The organism is Acrocarpospora corrugata (genome assembly GCF_009687845.1).
Taxonomy (GTDB): Bacteria; Actinomycetota; Actinomycetes; order Streptosporangiales; family Streptosporangiaceae; genus Acrocarpospora; species Acrocarpospora corrugata.
The window spans coordinates 54487-78408 of record NZ_BLAD01000058.1 but is presented as its reverse complement, the minus strand read 5'-3'; the positions used below and the strand labels follow the sequence as shown (position 1 = coordinate 78408).

Below are 23922 nucleotides of genomic sequence, written 5' to 3'. Positions count from 1 at the left end.
AGAGCCCCCGACCGGCAACGGCCGGGGCCTCTGCCGCCGTCAGCCAGCGCGGTCCAGGACGTTCGCGCGGGCCACGGCGTACCGTTCGCGGATCGCCGGCACGGCGCCCGCCTCGTGCGTCTCAACCTGCCCGACCGTCCACGATGGCGGCCGCTGCCCGCCCGACAACACCCAGGCCGCCTGACGGGCGGCGCCGTCGGCGACGTACTCCCCCAGCGGTGGGACGAGCACGGGGCGGCCGAAGACTGTAGGAGCGATCCGGCGCACCGCCTCCGAGCGGGCGCCGCCGCCGACCAGGATGACCCGGTTGACCGTCATGCCCTGCGCGATCATCGCGTCCAACCCGTCGGCGAGTGCGCACAGCATGCCCTCCACCGCCGCGCGGGCCAGGTGCGCGGGGGTCGAGGTCCGCAGGGTCAGGCCGTGCACGGCTCCGGTGGCGTGCGGGCGGTTCGGTGTGCGCTCGCCCTCCAGGTAGGGCACCAGGGCCAGCCCGTCGGCGCCCGGCGGTGCGGACAGCGCCAGCGCCGACAGCTCTGCGTGGTCCACTCGCAGCATGGTCGCGGCCGCGTCCAGCACCCGGGCGGCGTTGAGCGTGCACACCAGAGGCAGGAACCGGCCGGTCATATCGGCGTACCCGGCCACGATCCCGCTCGGGTCCGCGGCCGGCACGTCGGAAACGGTGGACACTATGCCGGAGGTGCCGATCGACACGATCACGTCGCCCGACTCGGCACCGACACCCAGCGCCGCTGCGGCGCAGTCACCGGCGCCGGGGCCCAGCGGCGCGCCGGTGCGCAGGTGCCCGGCCTGACCGGTCGGCCCGAGCACCTGGGGCAGCAGCACATCGTCGCGACCGAACGCCAACCGGAGCAGGTCCAGGCGGTACTCACCGGTCGCGGCCGACCAGTATCCGGTCCCGCTGGCCTCGCTGCGATCGGTGCGCAGCGCATCGAGCCCCGGCGCGCCGGACAGTCGCCAGGTCAGCCAGTCGTGCGGCAGACACACCGCGGCTGTACGGGCGGCGTTGTCCGGCTCCGCCGAGGCCAGCCAGCGCAGCTTGGTGACGGTGAAGCTGGCCACCGGTACCAGGCCGACCGCCTCCGCCCATGCTCGCTGTCCCGCCGCACCGCCGCCGAGATCCGAGATCAGGTCGGCGGCGGCGCCGGCCGAGCGGGTGTCGTTCCACAGCACGGCGTCCCGGATCACCGCGCCGCCGGCGTCCAGGCACACCATGCCCTGCATCTGCCCGGCGATCGAGGCAGCCGCTACGTCCTCCAGTCCGCCGGCCTGCGCGACCGCGTCGGACAGCGCGGCCTCCCACGCGGCCGGCGGCACGGCGGTGCCGGCGCGGTGTGGTGCGCGACCTTCGCGCACCAGCTTCCCGGTCTCGGCGTCGCGGATGACGACTTTGCACGACTGGGTCGACGAGTCGACCCCGGCGACGAGGGGCACCGGTCCTCCGGGGGTTGTTCTGCTGCGGGTCAGGCGGCGCGGTTGGTCAGCGGGGGCCGCGGACCAGGTGGTTGACGGCGAGCTGGTTGAATCCGAAGCCCTCGGCGCCGACCGTGTCTGGGGGCGAAGCTCTAGAACGCTTTGGGTTTATTTGTCGAGTGGCTGAATTATTTCGGCTGCGCCAGGTGTGTTGTCAAGATCACGACGCAGCCCGCAGCGGGTTACCGAAGCTGATCATCAGCGACGTCAACAACTGCCTGGCAGCCAGCACGTCTTCGGTCGACGTACGCCGACAACGCCGGCTCGACCTGCGCCTGACCGGCCACATAGTCAGTGGGCTTTGTAAGTGAGATCCACACCTTCATAGCCAGGTGGAGGTCCTCCACTGGCTTTGCGGCTTTCAAACGCCAGGCCCGACTGAGAACGGTAGCCTGCGGCGGACGAGAAAAGAAGCGCCATGGACCCTCGCGTTCCCCGGCTGCGCCGCAAGCTGGCCGCGCCGCCCTTCCAGCCGCAGCGCAGTCACTCCTTCGGTGAAGAACACCACAAGTACCGCCTGGGCCCCAAGCTTCCTCCCGCACGCGTCGCCTCCTTTGAGTCCGGGCACCGGATCAAACTCCCCGCGCTTACAAGCAGTTCCTTGTCCACCTCGGCGGCACCGGCGCCGCACCCTTCTACGGCCTCATCGCGCTGGAGGAGTGCTCGCTGCACACTATGAACCCTCCAAAGTCCGCAGAAGGCCCACGCGGCTTCCGGCGGGCCCGAAGCGGAGACCAAGGCGACGTTCCTGCACATCGTCGAGATGGGCTGCACCGACATGTGTCTGCTCGCGATCACAGGCCCGCTCACCGGTCGCGTCCTCACCGGAAACGCCGACGGCTTCTGGGGCCCGGCTTCTCCTCCGCAGCCGACTTCCTGAGCTGGTACGAACGCTGGCTGGACCACCTCCACGCCGGCAAGGACAACCGAGCGCTGGCACTCACCTCTCCACACCTTCGCGCCACCTCGCGCCGACACCGGATGGCACTCAACCCTTGGTTACAGTACGGACCTGACTCGGCCGCCGACGCCGCGCCCGATGACTCGCTACGACCCTGCTGAGGAGCCTGGGATGGAAGCCGCGCACATCAAGCCGTGGGATCCGGGCGACTTCGCGCCCGGCCGGGTCAGTCGTAGCCGCTGCACCTGGGGCGGAAACGGCCCCGACGACCCTTGTGTCGAGGAGATCAGGTACACCGTCATCGACCGTATCGGCCGTCGCTGGTCCAGTTGCGAATCCCACCTGGAGGGTTACAAGAACTCCCGGCCGCTACCTGAGCTGGGAGCCTTGCCCGCCCGCTGGAGGTCACCTGTAAGCGCGCGTTCCGGCCCGCCGGGAGGTGGCGGGGGCGGGCGTATGGCCGCCCGGCGGGACGCGCCTCCTCGGGGTTGTGGGGCGCCGCCGAATGCCTGTCAGGGAATGTCGGCTTTGAAAGTGCGGATGCGATGCCAGGCGAAGTACGGCTCGCGGGTCTGGTTCCACCAGGGCGCGGTGCGGCCTTTGAGGAACTGGCCGATGTGCCGGGCCAGGCCGGCGCTGGTGAGCGCGGCGTCACTGATCAAGATCTGGCCTCCGTGGCCGACGGCGATGTAGCCGTGTTCGTGGAGGGCGTTGCAGCCCAGGACGCAGTTCAGCATGGCGATGTTGGCCAGGTCGCGGCGCTCCTCCTCCAAGCAGTGCATGCGCTTTTGATGTGCGCGGCCACCAGCAGGCCACGTTCGAAGTGCCGGCCGCACAGCGCACACCCCGGTGCGTCCGGGCAGCGGCTGCCGTTTGAGCCGATCCTGTTCCCCGCGCACCGCGCGGGAGACCTGACGCTCCAGTTCCCCGATGAAGGGCACGACGCCGCCGACATCGCTGTCGCTGTCGGTTGCGGGCAGGGCTCGCCCAGGTCGAGGGGCGACAGCGTGGTGTCGTCGATCTGGGCCAGCTGGATGAGGGTGTCGGCGGCGATCCCGTCGGCGATGTAGGGGCCCTGGACGAACCAGCGGTGCCCTACTGGTCGGTTGCCGGCGTCTTCGAGGTCGGCCTGGGTGGGGAGCTCTGGCGACGTCGGATGTCGAAAGTGTCTGAATGCCTGTCCTCGACAGCCCTGGCCCATGGCTTCTTGCCCCTCAACCAAGCGACGGCGTATTCGTCAGATGCCTCATCGCCGCCAGGGTCTGGTTGATGGTGGCCGGGAGGTCGGGGTCGCCGTGCTGGTTGAGCCAGCGGGTCACCGCTATCCGGAACGCGGTCACGGCGATCTCGGCCGCCAGCTGGGCGGTCAAGTCGTCGACGCCGCGGTCGCGGAAGCCCTGCTCCAGAGCCGCCGACATCAGCGAGAACTTGCGCAGCTCGCGCTCATGCAGGGCGGGTTCGGCGTCGATCGCGGCCCGTCGGCGTAGCAGGTAGTCGAGGCTGCGGCCCTGGAAGATCTCGGCCGCGGCGGGGGCCAGGCCTTCGGTGATCAGTTCCATCGGGCCGAGCGAGGGCGGGGCCTGGGCCATGAGGCGGGCCACCCGCTCGGGCACCGACTCCTCGCCGGCGAACAGCACCTCACGCTTGTCGGCGAAGTGCCGGAAGAACGTACGGGTCGTGAGTCCGGCCCGCGCTGTGATCTGCGGCACGGTGGTCTCGGTGAAGCCCTGCTCGAGGAAGAGATCGAGCGCGGCCTGCTCGAGCCGTTCTCGCGCACCCGGCTGCCATCGACCCATGCGGCACATTCTAGTGATGACACGTCATGTCGTGCCATGCGATAGTGATGACACGACGTGCCATGACTGATGGAGGCGAACATGACGGGTGATATCTGGGTGCTCGGCGCGACCGGACGGGTCGGCCGGGAGGCGGTGGAGCGTCTGCAGCAGACGGGCGCCGAGGTGGTGGTGGCCGGCCGCAATCGGGAGCGGCTGACCCAGATGAGTCCGGACGCCCGGGCCGTGACCGGCTCGCTCGAGGAGGTCTGCGCACGGTTGGCCACCGAGGCGCCGACCGTCGTAATCAACACGGTGGGCCCGTTTGCGGTCACGGCGCCGCAGGTCGCGCGCGCCTGCCCACCAGGCACCCACTACCTCGACGTCGCCAACGAACTGAGCGCGTTCGAACTGCTCCACGGCATGGACCGGGAGGCGGCGGCGACCGGCCGCACGCTGGTCTCCGGAGCGGGCTTCGGCGTGCTCGCGACCGAGAGCATCCTGCTGCATCTGCTGGCGGGCGAGGAAAAGCCTTCGCGCGTACGCGTCGACGCCGTCGCCTCAGTCGCGATCGAACCCGGCGCCCTCGGCGAAGCCCTGGCCGCCACCATCGTGCACACGTTGCTCGACGGCGGCCGCGAGGTGCGGCAGGGCCGGATGGTACGCGCCCGGGCCGGCGGCTCCGCCGAGCGACTGACCACCCCCGACGGCGACGTGGTCACCACCGCTTCCCTGGGCAGCGGCGAGCTCTTCGCGGCCTGGCAGGCCAGCGGCGCCCCGTCGGTGATCGGCGCCTCGGCCCTCGTCCCGGCCAGCCCGGCCGTCCGAGCGGCTCTGCCGGCGATCATTCGCGTGCTGCGTTTGCCCGGCCTGGCCGGCTTCGCCACTCGGCGGCTGGCCCGCATCACGACGACCACGGCCAAGGAACGCCCGCGCCGATCGTCCTGGGCCCGCGCCCGAGTCGAATGGCCGTCCGGTCGCGTGCGTGAGGGCTGGCTACGCACCGGCGAGGGCATGGCGTTCACGGTCGGCGCCGTCACCGAGGTGGCCCAGCGCCTGGCCAAGGGCGAGGGCCACCCCGGCGCGTTCACCCCGGCCAGGCTCTTCGGCCCCGAGGTGGCGCTGGCCGCCGGCGCCGAGTTCGTGGTCACGGACTAAAGGGCGGTCCCGACCGGGGTGAGAATGTTCAGGCAGCCCGTCTGCAGGCAGGTCTCGGTGAGCATGTCCATCAAGGGCACGACATGCCAAGGGCTTCTACGAGCGATACCGGCAAGGCAGCGACAGCCCGTGGACCGAAAGCAGCACCTCTGCCCGCACTTCTGAGTATCGGCGCGTTCCCAAAGCGACGCTCCGATGCTCCACAAGAGCTAACACCCCCACTGACCTCGACAGCAGCCCACCTACCAAGATCAACCGATAGCGGTTTCGCACGCATCTCACTCAACCCGCGTTCCTCGCTAACGCGCTATATGTCAGCCCCCTGTCGCGCAGCGCCTGTCGGTGAACCGGCGCCGGAACCTGGACGAGCAGGGCGTCCCAAGTCGCTTCCGTGCCAGTGCGGGAAGGGCGAAGGGTATCGAGGATCGATGTATGAAGGTCACGTCGCCGCAGGCAGCGCCATGTGGGCGTCGTCTCGCGGTGCTTCCTGGAGCGCGCGACGGTGGACGCCGCGGACCAGCAGGTAGCCGACCATCCAGAACTCGCCTACGTGCGCGGGTATCGCGACAAGTTCAGCGACGACTTGTGCCTCGGGAGCGAGGTACACGATGAACGCGCCGAGCAGATAGCCGGCGCCGCCTCCGATGAGCGCCCAGCCCAGCGGCCGGGGCATCCACCCCGAGCGGAGCACGCACAAGCCCATGGGGATGAGCCACAGGCCGAAGAACATCGCTCCCACGCCCCACAGGTTGCCGCTCACCAGGTATAGGAGGTAGACGGTTGTCGGCGCGTCGCCGACCGGGCCGAACGCGATCTCGGCCGCCGTTGCCAGGAACGCCGCGCTGCCGAGGCCTATGACCGCGTTGACCAGGCCGAAGGCGGCGATGCCGCCGGCGGCGAAGGCGTCCACGGTGCGGAATAGGCGGTAGAACCACATGGCGGTGAGCGCCTGGGTGAGGACCATAAGCATCTCCAGCACGACCCCGGCGCGCACGAGCGACCCGTTCCCGACCAGGTGCGCCAGCGTCGCACTGGGATCGTCGGCCGCGAAAAGCCGCGGCCGGATGACCAGAAATCCAAGCACGCCCGTGATGGCCATACCGAGATAGAACAGCCCGGTCATACGGGCGGTGCGGACTATCTCGGCCGTGCCGGCCCCTTCAGCTGTCGCGTCGGCTCGTGCGGGTCCCATGATCATCCGACGACCCCCGACTCAGCGACGGTGTCGGCGGCCACCGGCCTGTCGACCATGGCGCGGAGGGCAACGGTTAAACGGAACAGGCCTGTGATCCGGGCGAGGCGTTGAGGGGTGTCCATGATTCTCCCTTGGTTTGGGTGTGACGGAGGAAGGCCGCGGGGCGGTGTCCCCGCGCGCCGGTGGTAGTGGTGTGGCGGTTAGTCCTCGGTGTCGGGGTACTGGAAGACGTCGTCGAGCGGTGCCCTGAACACTTGGGCGATCTGGAAGGCCATCTCCAATGACGGCGAGTAGCGGCCCTGCTCGATGGCGATGATGGTCTGGCGGGTTACGCCGATGCGGTCGGCCAGTTCGGCCTGCGTCATCTCCCCGTGGGCGAACCGCAGGGCTCGGATCGCGTTGGTGACCCTGGTGGGCTTGACCATGGGCTAGAAGCCACGCCGGTACGCGACGATCTTCACGATTGAGGAGGCGAGGGCGGCCAGGACAAACGCCAGGTAGAGCGTGTTGGCGATCCAGAACTGCTCGATCTTCGCCATCGCCAGGCCGAGCGGGACGATCGCGGCGACGCTCATGACGTAGAACCCGACGTACTCGCCCAGCCGGTTGATCTGCTTGTCGCGCTCGTCGGTCTTGTCGGCCTCCCTCGGTGCGAGGATCGCGGCCATGATGTTCAGGACGATATTCGCGGCGATCCCGACACCGATCGCGGTGAGCATCGGCCACACGTAGGCGATCGTCGCCACGTCCGTTCCCGGCACCTTTGACAGGACGGTCGCGAAGTAGACCACGGCTACGCCAACCCCGACCACGACGTAGATCCACGTGCGCTTCTCTTCGGAGGACATGACCGCTCCCATGTCAAACAAACTTGACATAGCCAAGGTAAAGCAGCACAGACGCGATGTCAACAATTCTTTACTCCGCCTTCCGGCGCGAGTCTGCCACCCGGCGGTCGAGGGTAGATCGGGACGATGAACTCGCCGTGCCGGCACACCTCGCGGAGCCACGCGGGGCCGGTCCGTCTTCGGGCACCGATGGCGCGGGCTAGTCGGCGGCTGGCGGTTCGGCCAGTTCGTCGAACTTGTCCAGTCCCTGATGGGCGTGGGTTAGGTGCTGGGTGGCGACCTCGGTGTCGGGGCCTGGGCAGCACGGCGGGCGGGTGTGGCGACCTGGCGGGCGGCGGTGATCGCGGGCGAGGCGGTGCGGAGTGTGCGCCTAACGCCTTCGAGGTTGCACGCCTGCATCAACAAAATCGCGGCCGGGCTCAGATGGGTCGTGAGTCCGGCGTTCGGGTGAGGTTCCGGGACGTCCAGGCGAGGATCGCCGCGGCGATGGCCCCGGGCTGGTCCTCCGGTGCGTGGTGGCCGGCCGGGCCGCAGTGTTTGATTTCGAGGGCGGCGATGTTCGCGGCGCACCAGGCGGTGACTTCCGGTGTGATGAGCAGGGTTGGGGAGGAGTCGAAGGTGAGGAGGAGTTTGGGGACGTCGTGGCTGGTGGCGAGCCAGTTGCCGTAGTGGGCGACGCGTTCGGCCACGTCGGCGGGCTCGCCGTCGAGGGGTAGCGAGCGGGCCCATTCCAGGAGGGGGCGACGGCTTTCGCGGGTGGGGTATGGGGCCCGGTAGTGCGCCAGTTCCTCCTCGCTCAGCGGTGTCAGGACGCCGCCGGTGAAGGCGGTGTCCACGAGGAAGTTCTGGTCGAGGACCAGTGCTTCGCCGGCGGGGCTGCGGATGGTCTCGGCGCGGGCGCGGGGCCCGTCCCCCAGTTCGCTCCAGGACATCGGGCGGACGATGGTCTCGAAGAAGACCACTCCGCGGGTGCGGCCGGGGTGGCGGGCCGCCCAGTCGAAGGCGAGCGCCCCGCCCCAGTCGTGGCCGACGAGCACGACGTCGTCCAGGCCGAGCCGGTCGAACCAGGTGTCCAGGTAGCGGGCGTGGTCGCCGAACCGGTACGGCACGCTGGGCTTGCCCGACCGGCCCATGCCGATGAGATCGGGAGCGAGCGCGCGGCCTGGCAGCGCGGGCAGGACGTTCCGCCAGACCCGGGACGACCCGGGGTTGCCGTGCAGGAAGACGAACGGCGTGCCGCCGCCGGTCTCCTCGTAGTACATCGTCGAGTCGAGCGCATCGATCGAGGGCATCATGAATCCTTAGTCACACTAACGTTCGTTCCACTAACAAAAATACATCGTTAGTGCGACTAACGCAAAGGGATAGGATCGCGGGCATGAACGGCGAGACCCACCCGGGCGACCACATGGACGCCGTCCCGGCCCGGCTGCGGAACATGCCGACCCGGCTGCTGTCCCTGGCCGCGATGCAGTGCGATCGCCTGGTGAACGACGGGCTGGCCCGCGAGGACGCCCGGAAGTGGCACTACGCCGTACTGGCGACGTTGCGCGAGTTCGGCCCGTCCAGCCAGGCGGAACTGAGCCGCCGTACCGGCATCTTCCACAGCGACATCGTCGCGGTCATCAACGAACTGGCCGGGCGCGGCTTCGTGGAGCGCGCGCCGGACCCCGCCGACCGCCGCCGCAACGTCATCACCATGACCGAGCCCGGCATCCGCCGGCTGCGCGGGCTCGACGACGTGCTCGCCACCCTCCAGGACGAAGCGCTCGCTCCCCTGACCCCGGCGGAACGCACCCAGCTCGTCGACCTCCTCACCCGGCTCCTGACCCACCGCCCGAACTGACGACACAGGCTCCTTGCGTCGGCGCAATATGGCGGTAACACTCGGGCTGTCTACTCCCAAGAGACAATGTCTCACGATGGGAAACCCAGTGCAGGCAACCTCTGATCTGGCGGAGCTGGTCCGCGCCGACAACGTCGAATTCATCCTGGCCGTCTTCGTCGACCTGGCCGGCAAACCCTGCGCCAAGCTCGTCCCCGCCGAGGCCGTAGAAGAACTCCGTGACGAGGGCGTCGGCTTCGCCGGCTACGCCGCCGGGCTCATCGGGCAGCAGCCGAGCGACCCGGACATCATGGCGATCCCGGACGTCTCCTCCTACACCCCGATCCCCTTCGTCCGGCCGGGCCTGGCCCTCGTCCACTGCGACCCGCACGTCAACGGCGCCCCCTGGCCGTACGCCCCGCGCGTCATCCTCCGCAAGGCCATCGACCTGGCCGCCAGCAGCAACCTGTCCCTGGCCGTCGGCGCCGAGATCGAGTACTTCCTGGTGAACCGCGACGAACGCGGCACACTAACCGTCGCCGACCCGCGCGACACCGCACACCAGCCCTGCTACGACGCGCGCGGCGTGACCCGCATGTACGACCACCTGGCCACCGTCTCGAAAGCCATGAACGCCCTCGGCTGGGGCAACTACGCCAACGACCACGAGGACGGCAACGGCCAGTTCGAGCAGAACTTCAAGTACGCCGACGCCATGACCACCGCCGACCGCGTCATCACCCTCCGCTACCTGATCTCCGTACTGGCCGAGCAGCGCGGCATGATCGCCACGTTCATGCCCAAGCCGTTCGGCGACCGCACCGGCACCGGCATGCACCTCCACCTGTCCCTCTGGCGGGACGGCCAGCCCACGTTCCCCGACCAGGCCGACCCCCGCAAGCTGGGCTTATCACCCCTCGCGTACGCGTTCATCGGCGGCATCCTGGAGCACGCCTCCGCCCTGCAGGCGGTGATCGCCCCGACCGTCAACTCGTACAAGCGCACCGGCGCGGCCTCCACCCGTTCCGGCGCCACCTGGTCCCCCCGCCGGGCCGGGTACGGCGGCAACGACCGAACCCATTTCATCCGCGTCCCCGACGGCAACCGGGTCGAACTACGCGGCGGCGACGGGTCCGCCAACCCGTACCTGGCGATGGCGGCGACCCTGACCGCCGGCCTGGACGGCGTCCTGAACGCCCTCGACCCCGGCGACCCTGGAGCGGGGAAAACGGAACTGCCGCAGACGCTGCTCCACGCGGTGGAGGCGCTGGCCGCCGACTCCGTGGTCAGCGGCGCCCTGGACGCCGCGGGTCCGGGCGTCAGCAACTACTTCGGCCAGGCCAAGCGGGAGGAGTTCTTCGACTGGCACGGCACCGTCGGCCAGTGGGAACTGGACCGCTACCTGACCGCCTTCTGAAGGAGACAGGAATGTGTGGCATCGTCGGACTCCATCTGCGGGAACCAACGCTCCATCCGCGGCTGGGCGAGCTGCTCGCCGCCATGCTGGGGCAGCTCGCCGAGAGGGGCCCGGACTCGGCGGGCGTGGCCGTCTACGGCGACCCCGTGCTCACCCCACCGGGCCGCAGCACGGTCTCCCTGCTGCACGTATCCGACACCACGCCGCTCAGCGAACACCTGCCGGACGTCAAAACGATCCCGCTGGGACAGACCACCCTCGTGCACGCCCCGGTCACCACCGACACACTGCTGACAGCCGTCACAGCGACCCTCCCCGGCGCCACGGTCATCGGCTCCGGCACCGGCGTCGCCGTGATGAAGGGCACCGGCCACCCCGCCGACCTCACCAGAAGCCTCGGCCTGGCCGGGATGACCGGCTGGCAGGGCGTCGGCCACACCCGGATGGCCACCGAATCGGCCGTCACCCCCGAAGGCGCGCACCCCTTCTCCGTCGGCCCCGACCAGTGCCTGGTGCACAACGGCTCGTTCGCCAACCACGCCACCATCCGGCGGGAGCTCCGCGCCGACGGCGTCGTCTTCGACAGCGAGAACGACTCCGAGGTGGGCGCCCGTTTCGTCACCCACCAGCTGGCGCGGGGCGCCGACCTGGAGAAAGCGCTGCGGCTGCTGTGCGAGCGCTTCGACGGTTTCTACACCCTGCTGGTGTCCACCGCCGACTCCTTCGCCGTGGTACGGGACGCCATCGCCTGCAAACCCGCGCTGATCGCCGAAACCCCCCAGTGGGTGGCGATGGCCTCCGAATACCGCGCGCTCGCGGTCCTCCCCGGCGTGGACGCGGCCCGCATCTTCGAACCGGAACCGGAAGAGGTGTACGTGTGGACCCGATGACCGTGGACCTGGCCGCCACCCCCGTACGGGACCTCAACCAGGCCCTCCACGCCCCGGAACCCGAACAGCGCTGGCGGGTGCGCAACCCCCGCGGCGCGCACGCCATCGCCTGCGGCCTCACCCGGCCGCTCTCAGTGGAGATCGACGGCCACGTCGGCTACTACTGCGCCGGCATGAACCAGCACGCCGCGGTCACCGTCAACGGCAACGCCGGAGTCGGCGTCGCCGAGAACATGATGTCCGGAACCGTCCGGATCCGCGGCAACACCTCCCAGTCGGCCGGCGCCACCGCGCACGGCGGCCTGCTGGTCATCGAGGGCGACGCCGCCGCCCGCTGCGGCATCTCCATGAAGGGCGTCGACATCGTGGTCGGCGGCGACGTCGGCCACATGAGCGCCTTCATGGGCCAGGCCGGCCGCCTGGTCGTCTGCGGAGACGCCGGCGACGCCCTCGGCGACTCGCTGTACGAGGCACGCCTCTACGTCAAAGGCGCCGTGAAATCCCTGGGCGCGGACTGCGTGGAAAAGCCGATGCGCGATGAACACCTCACAGAACTGGCCGGACTCCTCAAAGCCGCCGAGTTCGACGAGGACCCCGCCGCCTTCCGCCGGTACGGCTCCGCCCGCCGGCTCTACCACTTCAAGATCGACAACGCCTACTGATCCGGGGAGCACACGCGTGAACGAAGGTCTGCGGGAGTCCGCCACGTTCGACCGGGCCACCATCCACGCCATCCAGCGCGCCGCCGCCACCGGCGTGTACGACATCCGCGGCTGGGGCGCCAAACGCCGCCTGCCCCACTTCGACGACCTGCTCTTCCTGGGCGCCAGCATGTCCCGCTACCCGCTGGAGGGCTACCGCGAACGCTGCGACACCGACGTCGTCCTCGGCACCCGCCACGCCAGACACCCCCTCCACCTGGACATCCCCGTCACCATCGCCGGCATGAGCTTCGGCGCCCTGTCCGCCAACGCCAAGGAGGCCCTCGGCCGGGGCGCGACCGCGGCCGGCACCTCCACCACGACCGGCGACGGCGGCATGACCCCCGAGGAGCGCGGCCAGTCCAGACACCTGGTCTACCAGTACCTGCCATCCCGGTACGGCATGAACCCCGACGACCTGCGCAAAGCCGACGCCATCGAGATCGTGCTCGGCCAGGGCGCCAAACCGGGCGGCGGCGGCATGCTGCTCGGCCAGAAGGTCACCGATCGGGTCGCCGGGATGCGCACCCTGCCCGTGGGCGTGGACCAGCGCAGCGCCTGCCGGCATCCCGACTGGACCGGCCCCGACGACCTCACCATCAAGATCGTCGAACTGCGCGAGATCACCGACTGGGAGAAGCCGATCTACGTCAAGGTCGGCGCCACCCGTACGTACTACGACGTCAAGCTGGCCGTGCACGCCGGAGCCGACGTCGTCGTGGTCGACGGCATGCAGGGCGGCACGGCCGCGACGCAGGAGGTCTTCATCGAGCATGTCGGCATCCCCACGCTCGCGGCCCTCCCCCAGGCCGTCCAGGCGCTGCAGGAACTGGGCGTGCACAGGAAGGTCCAGCTCATCGTCTCCGGCGGCATCAGGACCGGGGCCGACGTCGCCAAGGCGATCGCCCTCGGCGCGGACGCGGTCGCCATCGGCACCGCCGCCCTGATCGCGCTCGGCGACAACCACCCGCGTTACGACGCCGAGTACCGGGCGCTGGGCTCGGCCGCCGGGTTCTTCGACGACTTCCAGGACGGCCGCGACCCGGCCGGGATCACCACCCAGGACGACGAACTGGCCGACCGGCTCGACCCCGAGGAGGGCGGGCGGCGGCTGGCCAACTACCTGCGGGTGCTCACCATGGAGGCGCAGACCATCGCGCGCGCCTGCGGCAAGGCGCACCTGCACCACCTGGAGCCGGAGGACCTGGTCGCGCTCACCATCGAGTCGGCCGCGATGGCGCGCGTCCCGCTGGCGGGCACCGACTGGATTCCGGGGAGAACCCGGTGATCGTCGTCGTCGGCGCGGGCCTGATGGGCGCGGCTGCGGCCTGGCAGCTCGCCCGGCGCGGCCACGAGGTCACCCTGATCGAGGCCTTCGACGCCGGCCACCGCCACGGCAGCTCGCACGGCACGTCGCGGATCTACCGGCGCGCGTACGCCGACCCGTTCTACGTGGAGCTGACCGGGCGGGCCGGCGACGCGTGGCGGGAACTGGAGGACGAGACCGGCGCGGAACTGCTCCAGGTCACCGGCGGCCTGGATCTGGGCGCGGGCCGGGACCCGGAGGGCCTGGCCCGGGTGCTGGCGGCGGGCGGGGTTCCGCACGAACTACTGACGGCCGCGGCGGCGGCCGAACGCTGGCCGCAGATCCGCTTCGACGGTCCAGTGCTCCACCACCCGGAGGCGGGGGTGGTGAACCCCGACGCCATGGTGGCGGCCTGCGTGCGGCGCGTCGCGCGATTCCGTCCCGGAACGCGGGTCACCGCGATCGAAAGAGCCGGCCAGGGAGTACGGCTTCACCTGGGCGAAGAGGACCTGCTGGCCGACCGCGTGATCGTCGCCGCCGGATCCTGGCTCCCCGACCTCCAGCCGGAGATCCCGCTCACCGTCACCCAGCAGCAGGTCTTCCACTTCCCCCTGCGCGACCCCACGACCGCCTGGCCCATCCTGGTCTCCAAGGACCGCGACCAGATCTTCGGCCTCCCGTCCGGCGCCGACGGCGGCACCGCCCCCGCCTACAAGGTCGCCCAGCACGACGGCGGCACCCCCACCACCGCCGCCACCCGCGACGGCGTGGTCAGCCCGGCCTCGCGGGCGCTGGTGAGCGCCTGGGTGGCCGACCGGCTCCCCGGCCTCGACCCCAGGCCGGTGGCCGAAGCGACCTGCCTGTACACGACCACCCCGGACGAGGACTTCATCCTGGACCGCACCGGCCCGATCGTGATCGTCTCCCCCTGCTCCGGGCACGGCGCCAAGTTCGCCCCGCTGATCGGCGCACTCGCCGCCGACCTCGCCCTCGGCGACACCGACCCGCACCCCCGCTTCGCGTTGCGCCGCTTCCGGGCGGGAACGGCAGGATGAGGGCCATGGCCACCGACCGTCAGCCCCACGACTCCCGCGAGATCGACCCCGATCAGGAGACAGGACCGGCCAGCCTGGAGGCCGCCATCGCCCAGCAGGTCCGCCGCTACCGGACCGCCGCCGGGCTGTCGGTGGCGGAGATGGCCGCCCGCATCGGCATCTCCAAGGCGATGCTCTCCAAAATCGAGAACGCCCAGACCTCGTGCAGCCTGACCACGCTCGCCCGGCTGGCCGCCGGCCTCGACATCCCCGTCACCGCCCTGTTCCGCGGCGTCGACACCACCCGCGAAGCGGTCTTCGTCCCGGCCGGTCACGGCGCGCGCATCGTCCGCCAGGGCAGCAGGGTCGGCCACCTCTACGAACTGCTCGGCGCGCTCCGCGGCCCCCACAAACGCATGGAAGCCGTCCTGGTCACCCTCACCGAGTCCAGCGAGGTCTTCCCCCTCTTCCAGCACCCCGGCACCGAACTCATCTACCTGCTGGAAGGCGTCATGGTGTACGGCCACGGCGAAGCCCAGTACACCATGCGCCCCGGCGACGCCCTCCAGCTCGACGGCGAGGGCGCCCACGGCCCGCACGAACTCGTGGAACTCCCCATCCGCTTCCTCTCCGTCACCGCCTACGGCGACCAGCCGAACGGCTGACCGCCCGGGTCGTACCCCGCGATCATCCGATCGGATGATGCCGGGGCGAGCGCGATGGCCGATGCGCGGCCGGGACGCCGGACGTGATCATTGACGCATGCCCATCATCGAAGTCACCGAACTGCGCAAGTCCTACGGGGGCCGGGCCGCGGTCGACGGGGTCTCCTTCGCGGTCGAGGAAGGCGAGATCTTCGGCGTGCTCGGCCCGAACGGCGCCGGCAAGACGAGCACCGTCGAGTGCGTCGCGGGGCTGCGGGTGCCCGACGCCGGGCGGGTGCGGGTGGCCGGGCTGGACCCGCTCGCCGACCGCAAGCGGGTCACCCAGCTCCTCGGCGTGCAGCTCCAGCAGAGCGCGCTCCAGGAGAACCTGACCGTGCGCGAGGCGCTGGTGCTCTACAGCGCCTTCTATCCGGCCCCGGCCGACTGGCGGACGCTGGCCGAGACGCTCGGCCTGACCGACCGGCTCGACATCCGCTTCGGCAAACTCTCCGGCGGGCAGAAGCAGCGCCTGTTCATCGCGCTCGCCCTCATCGGCTCCCCCAGGATCGTCGTGCTGGACGAGCTCACCACGGGGCTGGATCCGCGCGCCCGCCGCGACACCTGGCAGCTGGTCGAGGACGTCCGGGCCTCGGGCGTGACCGTCCTGCTGGTCACGCACTTCATGGAGGAAGCCCAGCACCTCTGCGACCGGATCGCCGTGATCAACGCCGGCAAGGTCGTCGCCCTCGACACACCCGCCGGGCTGATCCGCCACACCGACGGAGTCACGGTCATCACCTTCACCCCCTCCCAGCCCGTCGGCGACCTCGACCTGGCCGCGCTGCCCGCGGTCGTGTCCGTCCGGCAGGCCGAGAACGGCCAGGTGACCGTACGCGGCACGGACGAGACCGTCGGGACGCTGATCGCCCTGCTCGCCCGGCACCAGATCACGGCACATCAGCTCCAGGTCACCACGCCGACCCTCGACGACACCTTCCTCCACCTCACCGAGCGGGAGAACTGACATGTCCGCCGCCACCGCCGTACTGACCACAGAAGCCCGCCTGATCGGCCGCAACCGGGCGGGGGTGTTCTGGGTCGTGGCCTTCCCGCCGCTGCTGCTGGCCGTCCTCGGCCTGCTGCCGTCCTTCCGGGCGGCCGACCCGGCGCTGGGCGGCCTGCGCATGGTCGACGCCTACGTCCCCGCGCTGCTGCTGCTCGCCGTGATCATGTCTGGGACGCAGGTCATGCCGGGGTTCCTGGTCGGCTACCGGGAGCAGGGAATCCTGCGGCGCATGTCCACCACACCGGTACGGCCGCTCACCCTCCTGACGGCGCAGATCCTGGTCCACACCGGGATCGCCCTCGGCTCGGCCGTCCTCGTGCTCGCCCTGGGCGGGATCCTGCACGGCGTGCCGCTCCCCCGGCACCTCCCCGGCTACCTGGTGGCCCTCGTGCTCGCCGTCCTGGTGGCGCTCGCGCTGGGCACGATCATCGCCGCGATCGTCCCGACCACGCGGCTCGCCACCACGGCCGGCACGATCGCCTTCTTCCCGCTGGTCATCACCGCGGGGTTGTGGGGACCCGTCCAGGTCCTGCCGGAGATCGCCCAGCGGATCATCGAGCTCACCCCGTTCGGGGCGGCCGCGCAGGCGCTCGACCAGGCGATGCGGGGCGGCTGGCCCAGCTGGTCGCTGCTGGGCGTGATGGCGGGCTGGACCGTCGTCCTGATCGCCGCCGCCGTCCGATGGTTCCGCTGGGAATGATCAGCCCGCAGACTGGTCCGGTGACGAGTGACGCGGTGCCGGTGGAGGCGCGCTGGGAGCAGTTCTACCGGTGGGCGCCGTACCTGCTGCTGGGCATCGCCGCCGTGGCCACGGCGGCCACCACCGATCTGCTCCGCGCCGGCGCCGAGCGGAACTGGACGGTGGCGCTGGCGGGCGCCGCGCTCGCGCTGCAACTGTGGTGGAGCAGGACCGCCCCGGGCCGGGCCGGGATCGGGGCGGCCAGCCAGGCGTACTACGCCATCCGGTACATGCTCTCCTTCACCCTCTCCTGGCTGAACCCGATCTTCGCCATCTACGCGCTGATCGGCTACTACGACGCCGACCGCTGGCTGCCGCCCCGCCGGGTGCGGGCCGGGCTGCTCGCCACGGCGGTGCCGATGGCCGGGGCCACCGTCGGCGGATTCCCGCTGACCGGCGCGAACGAGTGGGCGGGCTTCGCCGCGCTCTTCGCGATCAGCTGCGCGTTCGTCCTGCTGCTCCACCACTTCTCCGTCAAGGCGGGCGAGAACACCCAGGCCAAGACCGACACCATCGCGGAACTGCGGAGCGCCAACGCCAAGCTGGAGCAGGCGCTGCTGGAGAACGCCGGCCTGCACGCGCAGCTCCTCGTCCAGGCCAGGGAGGCGGGCGTGCACGACGAGCGGCGCCGCCTGGCCGCCGAGATCCACGACACCATCGCCCAGGGGCTGGCCGGCATCGTCACCCAGCTCCAGGCGGCGGCCGACAGCGCCGAGCCCGCCACCACCCGCGACTACATCGAGCGGGCGGCCGTCCTGGCCAGGCAGAGCCTCGGCGAGGCCCGCCGCTCGGTCCACAACCTCGGCCCGGCCCCGCTGCAGCACGACGAGCTGCCCGAGGCGCTGGAGAAGATCGTGGTGGCCTGGTCGGAGTCGACGGGCGTCCGGGCCGGCTTCACCGTCACCGGAGCGGCGGAACAGCTGCACCACGAGATCGAGGCCGCCCTGCTCCGCATCGCCCAGGAGGCGCTCGCCAACGCCGGCCGGCACGCCCGCCCGGCCAGGGTCGGCGTCACCCTGTCCTACATGGACGACGAGGTGAGCCTGGACGTCCGCGACGACGGCCGCGGCTTCGACCCGCGCTCGGTCCCCCCGCGCGGCAGCCTCGGCGGTTTCGGTCTGGACGGCATGCGCGCCCGGGCCGAACGCGTGGCCGGCACCGTCGAGATCGAGTCGGAGCCGGGGACGGGCACCGCCGTCTCGGCCCGGGTACCGTTGTTGCGCAATGACTGAACCCGTCATCACCCTCCTGATCGTCGACGACCATCCCGTCGTCCGGCACGGCCTGCTCGGCATCTTCGCCTCCTCGGCCGGTTTCCGCGTCCTCGGCGAGGCCCAGGACGGCGTCGAAGCGGTCGACCTGGCCACCCGATTAGACCCCGACGTGGTCCTGATGGATCTGCGGATGCCCGGCGGCGGCGGCGTGGACGCCATCAAGGAACTGTCCCGCCGCCGCCTGCGCGCCAAGGTCCTGGTGCTCACCACCTACGACACCGACTCCGACACCATCCCCGCGATCGAGGCCGGCGCCACCGGATACCTGCTCAAGGACGCCCCGCGCGACGAACTGTTCACCGCCGTCCGCGCCGCGGCAGAAGGCCGGACGGTCCTGTCCCCCGCCATCGCCTCCCGCCTGGTCTCCCGGGTCAGGGCCCCCGTCAGCGCCGCGCTCAGCGGCCGCGAACGCGAAGTCCTGCACCTGGTCGCCAAGGGCACCGGCAACCGCGAGATCGCCGCGATCCTGTTCATCAGCGAGGCCACCGTCAAGAGCCACCTCACCCACATCTACGCCAAGCTCGGCGTCAAGGACCGCGCCGCCGCGGTGGCCGCGGCCTACGACCGCGGCGTCCTCGGCTGACCGGGCTCAGCCCGGGTGGGACGCGGGCACCGGCTCCTGCGCCGGGGAGTCGTGCTCGTCCAGGAGGGTCGTCTCGTCGAACGGGTCCCGGCCGGCGAGGACCTCCACGGCCCTGGCGCGGTCGAACTCGCCCGTCCAGCTGCCGACCAGGACGGTGGCCACCGCGTTGCCGGCGAAGTTGGTCAGGGCGCGGGCCTCGGACATGAAGCGGTCGATGCCGACGATGAGGCCGACTCCGTCGACCAGTTCGGGGCGGTGCGACTGGAGGCCGCTGGCCAGGGTCGCCATGCCCGCGCCGGTCACCCCGGCCGCGCCCTTGGAGGCGATCATCATGAAGGCCAGCAGGGACAGCTGCTCGCCGATGGCGAGGGGGGCGCCGGTGGCGCTGGCCACGAACAGGGTGGCCATGGTCAGGTAAATGGCGGTCCCGTCCAGGTTGAAGGAGTAGCCGGTCGGCACGGTGATGCCGACGACCGGGCGGCTGACGCCCAGGTGCTCCATCTTGGCGATCAGTCGTGGCAGCGCCGACTCGGAGGAGGAGGTGGACAGGATGAGCAGGAACTCGCGCCGCAGATACCCGAACAGGGACAGCACGTTGATCCGGGCGACCAGTTGGAGCATCGGGCCCAGGATGAGGAAGACGAAGAGCAGGCAGGTCGCGTAGAAGCTGAGCATGATGACGCCGAGGCTGGTGAGCGCGTCCACGCCGGTCGCGCCGACCACCGCCGCCATGGCGCCGAACGCGCCGACCGGGGCCGCCCACATGATCATGGCGAGGATGCGGAAGACGAGCCGCTGGATGTGCCCGATGCCGGTGAGGATGGGCGCCGCCCGCTCCCCCATGCCCTGGAGGGCGAAACCGGCGAACAGGGCGACCAGCAGGGTCTGCAGGACCTGCCCCTCGGTGAACGCCGACACGATGGTGGCCGGGATGATGCCGAGCAGGAACGCCGTCGTGTCGCTCTCGCCGCCCTTGGCCGCCTCGGCGGCGGCGGCCTGGCGGAGCTCGTCGGTCAGCTGCAGCCCCTGCCCCGGGTCGACGAGATTCCCGACGACCAAGCCGATGGCGAGCGCGACCGTGGACATCACCAGGAAGTAGCCGAGCGCCAGGCCGCCGACCCGGCCGACCTTGGCGGCCTTGGCGACCGAGCCGACGCCGAGCACGATGGTGCAGAAGATGATCGGGCTGATCATCATCTTGATCAGCGCCACGAACGCGGTGCCCAGCGGCTTCAGCTCCTTGCCGAGGTCGGGGGCGATGAATCCGACCGCGATCCCGGCGAGGGCGGCGACGATGACGGCGAGGTAGAGGTAGCGGGTCCGGTCCCGGCGTTCGGGGACCGGGGCCTGGGGGGCTTCCGTGGGGGCGGACATGGCGCTCACTCTCCCGGTGGAGAAGGGGTGGTCAGTTGAGCGACTATGCGCCCGGGCGCTGACAGCGGTCACCATTGCGTACATTTCGTTCATCACCGAAGTGAGCCCGAGGAAGTGAGCCGGCGGATGCGGTTGCGGCAGTGGAGTGTGGCGAGGCAGATGCTCGCCCTCCAGATCATCGTCGTGACGGTGACCGTGGCCGCCGGCTCCGCGATGGGCTTCTTCCAGGCGCGCGATCTGGTGGCCGCGGACGCCACCGCGGTGACCAGGGCGGTGGCGGTCAGCGTGGCCGGCTCCCCGTCCGTGCTGGCCGCGCTCGCCGATCCCGATCCGTCCGCGGCGCTCCAGCCGTACGCGGAGCGGGTCCGGGCGGAGACCAAGGTCGACTTCATCACCATCATGAGCCCGGACGGCATCCGCTACACCCACCCACGCCCGGCCGAGATCGGCAGGCGCTACCTGGGCACCATCGCGCCCGCGCGGGAGGGGCGGACGGTCAGCGAGACCTACACCGGCACGCTCGGCCCCTCCATCCGCACGGTCACGCCCGTCCGGGACGCCGAGGGCCGGGTCAGGGCGCTGGTCAGCGCCGGAATCACGGTCGAGAAGATCAGCGACAGGCTGCGCGAGCAGGTCGGCGCGGCCGGGATCGCCGCGCTACTCGGCCTCGCGGCCGGGACGGCGGGCACCTACCTGGCCGGGCGGCGGCTGCGGCGGCACACGCACGGCCTCGGGCCGACCGAACTGGGCCGGATGTACGACTACCACGAGGCGATCCTGCACGCCGTCCGCGAAGGACTGCTCCTGGTCGACAGCCGGGGCGCGCTCACCCTGTGCAACGACGGCGCCCGCGAACTGCTCGCCCTCCCCCCGGACGCGGAGGGCCGCCAGGTCACCGCCCTGGGCCTGCCGCCGTCCCTCACCGAACAGCTGGCCTCCGGCGGCGACCGCACCGACGAGATCCACCTGACCGGCGACCGCGTCCTGCTGGTCAGCGTCGCGGCGGTGCGTGCCGGCGCCCGCTCCCTCGGTACGGTGGTCACCTTGCGCGACCACACCGAACTCCAGGCCGTGACCGGCCAGCTCGACGCGGAACGCGGCTTCGCCGAGGCGCTGCGCTCGGCCGCGCACGAATCGGCCAACCGCCTGCACACCGTGATCACCCTGGTCGAACTGGGCCGCCCGGAACAGGCCGTCGCGTTCGCCACCGAGGAACTGCGGGCCGCCCAGGAACTCACCGACCGGGTCGTGGCCGCCGTCCGCGAGCCGGTGCTGGCGGCGCTGCTGCTCGGCAAGTCGGCCCAGGCGGGCGAGCGCGGCGTCGAGCTGTCGATCAGCCAGGAGAGCGAGCTGGACGACGTCGGGCTGGACGCGCACGACCTGGTGGCGATCCTCGGCAACCTGATCGACAACGCGGTGGAGGCGGCCATGTCCGGCACACCGCCCGCCCGGGTGACCGTACATCTGGGCGCGTCGGAAGGGAGCTGCCTGATCCGGGTCGCCGACAGCGGCCGGGGACTCCACCCGGCCGCGGTCACGGAGGCGTACCAGCGCGGCTGGACGACCAAGGGCAGCGGGCGCGGCCTCGGATTGTCCCTGGTCGCGCAGGCCGTGCGCCGCCTGGGCGGCACGATCGAGGTGACCGGCGATCCCGGCGCCGTCTTCACGGTACGGCTCCCGCTGCCGGAACGGAGCACGTCATGATCTCGGTGCTGGTGGTGGAGGATGAGGAGATCACGGCCGAGGCGAACCGCGTCTACGTGGAGCGGGTGCCCGGTTTCGAGGTCGCCGGCGTGGTCCGCTCCGGCGGCGAGGCGCTGCGCTTCCTGCGCCGGCGTCCGGTCGACCTGATCCTGCTGGACCTGTATCTGCCCGACATGCACGGGCTGGACGTCTGCCGCGCCGTCCGGGGCGCCGGCATCCTCTGCGACGTCATCGTCATCACCTCGGCCCGCGACCTGTCGGTGGTCAGGTCGGCGGTGTCGGCGGGCGTGGCGCAGTACCTGCTCAAGCCGTTCACCTTCGCCGCGCTCAGCGAGAAGCTCCGGCAGTACGCGCGGTTCCGCTCCTCGGTCGACGTGTCCGGCGAGGCGAGCGGCCAGGGCGAGGTCGACGACGCGCTCGCGGCGCTGCGCGGCCCAACCCGCTCGCACCTGCCGAAAGGGCTGACGCGGCCGACCCTGGAAGCCGTGGTCGCCGAACTCAGGAACACCACCGACGGCCTGTCGGCCCAGGCGGTCGCCGCCTCCGTCGGGGTGTCGAGGGTGACGGCCCGCCGCTACCTGGAACACCTCACCGAGACCGGCGTCACCCGGCGGCTCCCCCAGTACGGCAACCTCGGCCGGCCCGAGCTGCTCTACCAGCTCATCTGATCAGCCCGGCTCGGGCTCGGGCTCGACGGGGATGGACACGCCTGGCGGTTCGTCCGGGGGGATCGAGTCGGCCTCCGACACCGTCTCCTTCGGGTGGTGGCAGCCGCGCGGCGAGCCCGCCCAGGCGTCGATGTCGTCGAGGTCCGGGTAGTCATCGGGGTCGGGGCTGGGCATCGGCGGCTCCTTCTTCGGGGCGGGCGCGGGGTTCGAGGATCTCCAGCAGGTCGATGTCGGCCGTCTTGACGTACAGGCCGCCGGTGCCCGGGATGCGCGGGCCGAAGGAGCCGTCGGGTTTCATCCGGTACTGCGACTCCAGGAACAGGTCTCCCGGCTGCGGGTAGGCGGAGGCGCGGGATCTGGAGCCGTACCAACCGCCCGCCCAGCCCCCGTTCTTCAGCCGGATCCGGACGAAGCACGGCCCCCGGTTCTGGAAGAGCGCGTCCCAGGCGGTCGGCGTGCGGTCGTGCCTGGCCGGGCGGCGGCGCCGTACCCACCGGGCCTCCGCCCAGGCCAGCAGGGTCGGCGCCACGATGATGAGGAGCAGCAGCCAGAGCCCGGCCGCGCGGGGCTGCTCGGTCAGCCCGGCCAGCGGCGTGGCGCCCCGGCCGCGCAGCAGGGCGACGAGCCCGGGGCCCGCCGCGATCAGGTAGAGGGTGTCGAGGAGCACGCCGACGCCGATGGCGCGCAGGAAACGGTTGCCGGTGTCCTGCTCGGCCTCCCGGACGCCGAGCAGGCGTTCCCTGGCGAACAGGTAGGTGGTGCCCGGCAGGACGAGCAGCACCACGATCGCCAGCTGCTCCACCGTGCTCGGGGTCATCCGCGCCTCGCCTTCTCCAGGAGAAGGGCCGCCCTGGCCATCTCCGGCCGCCGCTCCAGTTCTTCGAACACGGGCAGGCACTCGGTCAGGAACGCGAGCTCCGGCTCGCCCAGCGGGTGGCCCGACTCCAGCGCCAGCAGCGAGTTGCCGCCAGCTTTCAGCAGCGTCCCGAGGTCGCCGGCCCGCCGGGCGTGCGCCCAGCTCCGCCGGTGGCAGGCCAGGCCGGCGACCAGGTCGCCGCTCCTGCTGTGGGCGACGCCCAGGTTGAGCAGGACAGGCCCGCGCAGTGCGTCGTCCTGGGGGGCGATCCGCAGCGCGCGCTCCCCGGCGGCGATCGCCTCCTCGTAGCGTTCCTCGTCCGCGTACGCCATGCACAGCAGGGCGAGCACGTGACTCAGCGTGCGCGCGTCGACCTCGTCGCCGAGCGCGCCGCGCCTGATCGCCGGATGCTCGACGAGCTGGTAGTGGGCGATGCGCGCGTACGCGGGCATCGCCGCGACCTCGTCCAT

26 protein-coding genes are annotated in these 23922 nt (G+C 71.1%); 15 read left to right on the top strand and 11 right to left on the bottom strand.

What is annotated here, in order from left to right; genetic code table 11:
• Positions 1–39 precede the first annotated feature (39 nt).
• Both Acor_RS22335 and Acor_RS22330 read right to left on the bottom strand, forming a co-directional pair.
• Positions 40–1455, bottom strand: coding sequence for a xylulokinase (locus tag Acor_RS22335; RefSeq protein WP_155338662.1), 1416 nt, complete (start codon positions 1453–1455; stop codon positions 40–42).
• Between the two features lie 1452 nt (positions 1456–2907).
• The gene (locus Acor_RS22330) at positions 2908–3177 is read right to left on the bottom strand and encodes a hypothetical protein (RefSeq protein WP_155338661.1); all 270 of its coding nucleotides are present in this window, start codon (positions 3175–3177) and stop codon (positions 2908–2910) included.
• Between Acor_RS22330 and Acor_RS22325 the strand changes: the two genes are divergently transcribed.
• Positions 3172–3465 (top strand): hypothetical protein, encoded by a 294-nt coding sequence (locus Acor_RS22325; RefSeq protein ID WP_155338660.1) that lies wholly within the window; start codon positions 3172–3174, stop codon positions 3463–3465. The two genes, Acor_RS22330 and Acor_RS22325, sit on opposite strands and share 6 nt — an antisense overlap.
• A 144-nt stretch (positions 3466–3609) precedes the next feature.
• On the opposite strand, the gene Acor_RS22320 is transcribed toward Acor_RS22325, so the two are convergent.
• Positions 3610–4191, bottom strand: a complete 582-nt coding sequence (locus Acor_RS22320; protein WP_155338659.1) for a TetR/AcrR family transcriptional regulator — start codon at positions 4189–4191, stop codon at positions 3610–3612.
• A gap of 81 nt (positions 4192–4272) precedes the next feature.
• Between Acor_RS22320 and Acor_RS22315 the strand changes: the two genes are divergently transcribed.
• Positions 4273–5328, top strand: a complete 1056-nt coding sequence (locus Acor_RS22315) for a saccharopine dehydrogenase family protein (RefSeq protein ID WP_155338658.1) — start codon at positions 4273–4275, stop codon at positions 5326–5328.
• A gap of 439 nt (positions 5329–5767) precedes the next feature.
• Here Acor_RS22315 and Acor_RS22310 read toward each other — a convergent pair whose 3' ends face one another.
• From Acor_RS22310 to Acor_RS22295, 4 genes are all read right to left on the bottom strand, one after another.
• A complete protein-coding gene (locus Acor_RS22310; RefSeq protein WP_218034420.1) occupies positions 5768–6451 on the bottom strand; it encodes a DUF4386 domain-containing protein in 684 nt (227 codons plus the stop codon).
• A gap of 272 nt (positions 6452–6723) precedes the next feature.
• Positions 6724–6948, bottom strand: coding sequence for a helix-turn-helix transcriptional regulator (locus tag Acor_RS22305; RefSeq protein ID WP_155338656.1), 225 nt, complete (start codon positions 6946–6948; stop codon positions 6724–6726).
• Between the two features lie 3 nt (positions 6949–6951).
• A complete protein-coding gene (locus Acor_RS22300; protein WP_155338655.1) occupies positions 6952–7371 on the bottom strand; it encodes a hypothetical protein in 420 nt (139 codons plus the stop codon).
• 419 nt (positions 7372–7790) lie between these two features.
• The gene (locus Acor_RS22295) at positions 7791–8666 is read right to left on the bottom strand and encodes a haloalkane dehalogenase (protein ID WP_308805679.1); all 876 of its coding nucleotides are present in this window, start codon (positions 8664–8666) and stop codon (positions 7791–7793) included.
• Positions 8667–8749: 83 nt separating this feature from the next.
• On the opposite strand from Acor_RS22295, the gene Acor_RS22290 reads away from it, so the two are divergent.
• The 11 genes from Acor_RS22290 to Acor_RS22240 all read left to right on the top strand — a co-directional run bounded on the left by Acor_RS22290 (position 8750) and on the right by Acor_RS22240 (position 18850).
• Entirely contained in the window at positions 8750–9217 is a 468-nt protein-coding gene (locus Acor_RS22290) for a MarR family winged helix-turn-helix transcriptional regulator (protein WP_155338654.1), read from the top strand.
• Positions 9218–9305: 88 nt separating this feature from the next.
• Positions 9306–10613 (top strand): type III glutamate--ammonia ligase, encoded by a 1308-nt coding sequence (gene glnT / locus Acor_RS22285; RefSeq protein WP_218034419.1) that lies wholly within the window; start codon positions 9306–9308, stop codon positions 10611–10613.
• 11 nt (positions 10614–10624) lie between these two features.
• Positions 10625–11503 (top strand): class II glutamine amidotransferase domain-containing protein, encoded by an 879-nt coding sequence (locus Acor_RS22280; RefSeq protein ID WP_155338652.1) that lies wholly within the window; start codon positions 10625–10627, stop codon positions 11501–11503.
• Positions 11491–12165: a GltB/FmdC/FwdC-like GXGXG domain-containing protein gene (locus Acor_RS22275; protein WP_218034418.1), complete on the top strand. Its 675-nt coding sequence runs from the start codon at positions 11491–11493 to the stop codon at positions 12163–12165. The genes Acor_RS22280 and Acor_RS22275 overlap by 13 nt, the downstream gene beginning before the upstream one ends.
• Before the next feature lie 16 nt (positions 12166–12181).
• A complete protein-coding gene (locus tag Acor_RS22270) occupies positions 12182–13492 on the top strand; it encodes an FMN-binding glutamate synthase family protein (protein ID WP_155338651.1) in 1311 nt (436 codons plus the stop codon).
• Positions 13489–14565 carry an FAD-dependent oxidoreductase gene (locus Acor_RS22265; protein WP_155338650.1) on the top strand — a complete coding sequence of 359 codons (1077 nt, stop codon included), beginning with the start codon at positions 13489–13491 and terminating at the stop codon, positions 14563–14565. The genes Acor_RS22270 and Acor_RS22265 overlap by 4 nt, the downstream gene beginning before the upstream one ends.
• 5 nt (positions 14566–14570) lie before the next feature.
• A complete protein-coding gene (locus Acor_RS22260; RefSeq protein WP_155338649.1) occupies positions 14571–15209 on the top strand; it encodes a helix-turn-helix domain-containing protein in 639 nt (212 codons plus the stop codon).
• Positions 15210–15306: 97 nt separating this feature from the next.
• A complete protein-coding gene (locus Acor_RS22255; RefSeq protein ID WP_155338648.1) occupies positions 15307–16212 on the top strand; it encodes an ABC transporter ATP-binding protein in 906 nt (301 codons plus the stop codon).
• Between the two features lies 1 nt (position 16213).
• Positions 16214–16954 carry an ABC transporter permease gene (locus Acor_RS22250; protein WP_155338647.1) on the top strand — a complete coding sequence of 247 codons (741 nt, stop codon included), beginning with the start codon at positions 16214–16216 and terminating at the stop codon, positions 16952–16954.
• Positions 16955–16974: 20 nt separating this feature from the next.
• On the top strand, positions 16975–18225 hold the full coding sequence (locus tag Acor_RS22245) for a sensor histidine kinase (protein WP_246238953.1): 1251 nt from the start codon (positions 16975–16977) through the stop codon (positions 18223–18225).
• Positions 18218–18850: a response regulator gene (locus tag Acor_RS22240; RefSeq protein ID WP_155338646.1), complete on the top strand. Its 633-nt coding sequence runs from the start codon at positions 18218–18220 to the stop codon at positions 18848–18850. The genes Acor_RS22245 and Acor_RS22240 overlap by 8 nt, the downstream gene beginning before the upstream one ends.
• A gap of 6 nt (positions 18851–18856) precedes the next feature.
• Here Acor_RS22240 and Acor_RS22235 read toward each other — a convergent pair whose 3' ends face one another.
• A complete protein-coding gene (locus Acor_RS22235; protein ID WP_155338645.1) occupies positions 18857–20224 on the bottom strand; it encodes a cation:dicarboxylate symporter family transporter in 1368 nt (455 codons plus the stop codon).
• Between the two features lie 126 nt (positions 20225–20350).
• Between Acor_RS22235 and Acor_RS22230 the strand changes: the two genes are divergently transcribed.
• The gene (locus Acor_RS22230; RefSeq protein ID WP_155338644.1) at positions 20351–21928 is read left to right on the top strand and encodes a sensor histidine kinase; all 1578 of its coding nucleotides are present in this window, start codon (positions 20351–20353) and stop codon (positions 21926–21928) included.
• Positions 21925–22596 (top strand): response regulator, encoded by a 672-nt coding sequence (locus Acor_RS22225; RefSeq protein ID WP_155338643.1) that lies wholly within the window; start codon positions 21925–21927, stop codon positions 22594–22596. Before Acor_RS22230 ends, Acor_RS22225 begins: the two co-directional genes overlap by 4 nt.
• Here Acor_RS22225 and Acor_RS22220 read toward each other — a convergent pair whose 3' ends face one another.
• From Acor_RS22220 to Acor_RS22210, 3 genes are read right to left on the bottom strand one after another with little or no spacing between them, the layout of a single operon-like run.
• The gene (locus tag Acor_RS22220) at positions 22597–22770 is read right to left on the bottom strand and encodes a hypothetical protein (protein ID WP_155338642.1); all 174 of its coding nucleotides are present in this window, start codon (positions 22768–22770) and stop codon (positions 22597–22599) included.
• A complete protein-coding gene (locus tag Acor_RS22215) occupies positions 22748–23413 on the bottom strand; it encodes a DUF6338 family protein (protein WP_155338641.1) in 666 nt (221 codons plus the stop codon). Before Acor_RS22215 ends, Acor_RS22220 begins: the two co-directional genes overlap by 23 nt.
• Positions 23410–23922, bottom strand: coding sequence for a hypothetical protein (locus Acor_RS22210; protein WP_155338640.1), 513 nt, complete (start codon positions 23920–23922; stop codon positions 23410–23412). Before Acor_RS22210 ends, Acor_RS22215 begins: the two co-directional genes overlap by 4 nt.

Coding starts and splice junctions, on each gene's coding strand:
- Acor_RS22330 (WP_155338661.1), bottom strand. CDS start 3,177: ATGCACTGCTTGGAGGAGGAGCGCCGCGACCTGGCCAACATCGCCATG.
- Acor_RS22320 (WP_155338659.1), bottom strand. CDS start 4,191: ATGGGTCGATGGCAGCCGGGTGCGCGAGAACGGCTCGAGCAGGCCGCG.
- Acor_RS22315 (WP_155338658.1), top strand. CDS start 4,273: ATGACGGGTGATATCTGGGTGCTCGGCGCGACCGGACGGGTCGGCCGG.
- Acor_RS22310 (WP_218034420.1), bottom strand. CDS start 6,451: ATGACCGGGCTGTTCTATCTCGGTATGGCCATCACGGGCGTGCTTGGA.
- Acor_RS22305 (WP_155338656.1), bottom strand. CDS start 6,948: ATGGTCAAGCCCACCAGGGTCACCAACGCGATCCGAGCCCTGCGGTTC.
- Acor_RS22300 (WP_155338655.1), bottom strand. CDS start 7,371: ATGTCCTCCGAAGAGAAGCGCACGTGGATCTACGTCGTGGTCGGGGTT.
- Acor_RS22295 (WP_308805679.1), bottom strand. CDS start 8,666: ATGATGCCCTCGATCGATGCGCTCGACTCGACGATGTACTACGAGGAG.
- Acor_RS22290 (WP_155338654.1), top strand. CDS start 8,750: ATGAACGGCGAGACCCACCCGGGCGACCACATGGACGCCGTCCCGGCC.
- Acor_RS22280 (WP_155338652.1), top strand. CDS start 10,625: ATGTGTGGCATCGTCGGACTCCATCTGCGGGAACCAACGCTCCATCCG.
- Acor_RS22260 (WP_155338649.1), top strand. CDS start 14,571: ATGGCCACCGACCGTCAGCCCCACGACTCCCGCGAGATCGACCCCGAT.
- Acor_RS22255 (WP_155338648.1), top strand. CDS start 15,307: ATGCCCATCATCGAAGTCACCGAACTGCGCAAGTCCTACGGGGGCCGG.
- Acor_RS22250 (WP_155338647.1), top strand. CDS start 16,214: ATGTCCGCCGCCACCGCCGTACTGACCACAGAAGCCCGCCTGATCGGC.
- Acor_RS22240 (WP_155338646.1), top strand. CDS start 18,218: ATGACTGAACCCGTCATCACCCTCCTGATCGTCGACGACCATCCCGTC.
- Acor_RS22235 (WP_155338645.1), bottom strand. CDS start 20,224: ATGTCCGCCCCCACGGAAGCCCCCCAGGCCCCGGTCCCCGAACGCCGG.
- Acor_RS22230 (WP_155338644.1), top strand. CDS start 20,351: ATGCGGTTGCGGCAGTGGAGTGTGGCGAGGCAGATGCTCGCCCTCCAG.
- Acor_RS22225 (WP_155338643.1), top strand. CDS start 21,925: ATGATCTCGGTGCTGGTGGTGGAGGATGAGGAGATCACGGCCGAGGCG.
- Acor_RS22220 (WP_155338642.1), bottom strand. CDS start 22,770: ATGCCCAGCCCCGACCCCGATGACTACCCGGACCTCGACGACATCGAC.
- Acor_RS22215 (WP_155338641.1), bottom strand. CDS start 23,413: ATGACCCCGAGCACGGTGGAGCAGCTGGCGATCGTGGTGCTGCTCGTC.
- Acor_RS22210 (WP_155338640.1), bottom strand. CDS start 23,922: ATGGACGAGGTCGCGGCGATGCCCGCGTACGCGCGCATCGCCCACTAC.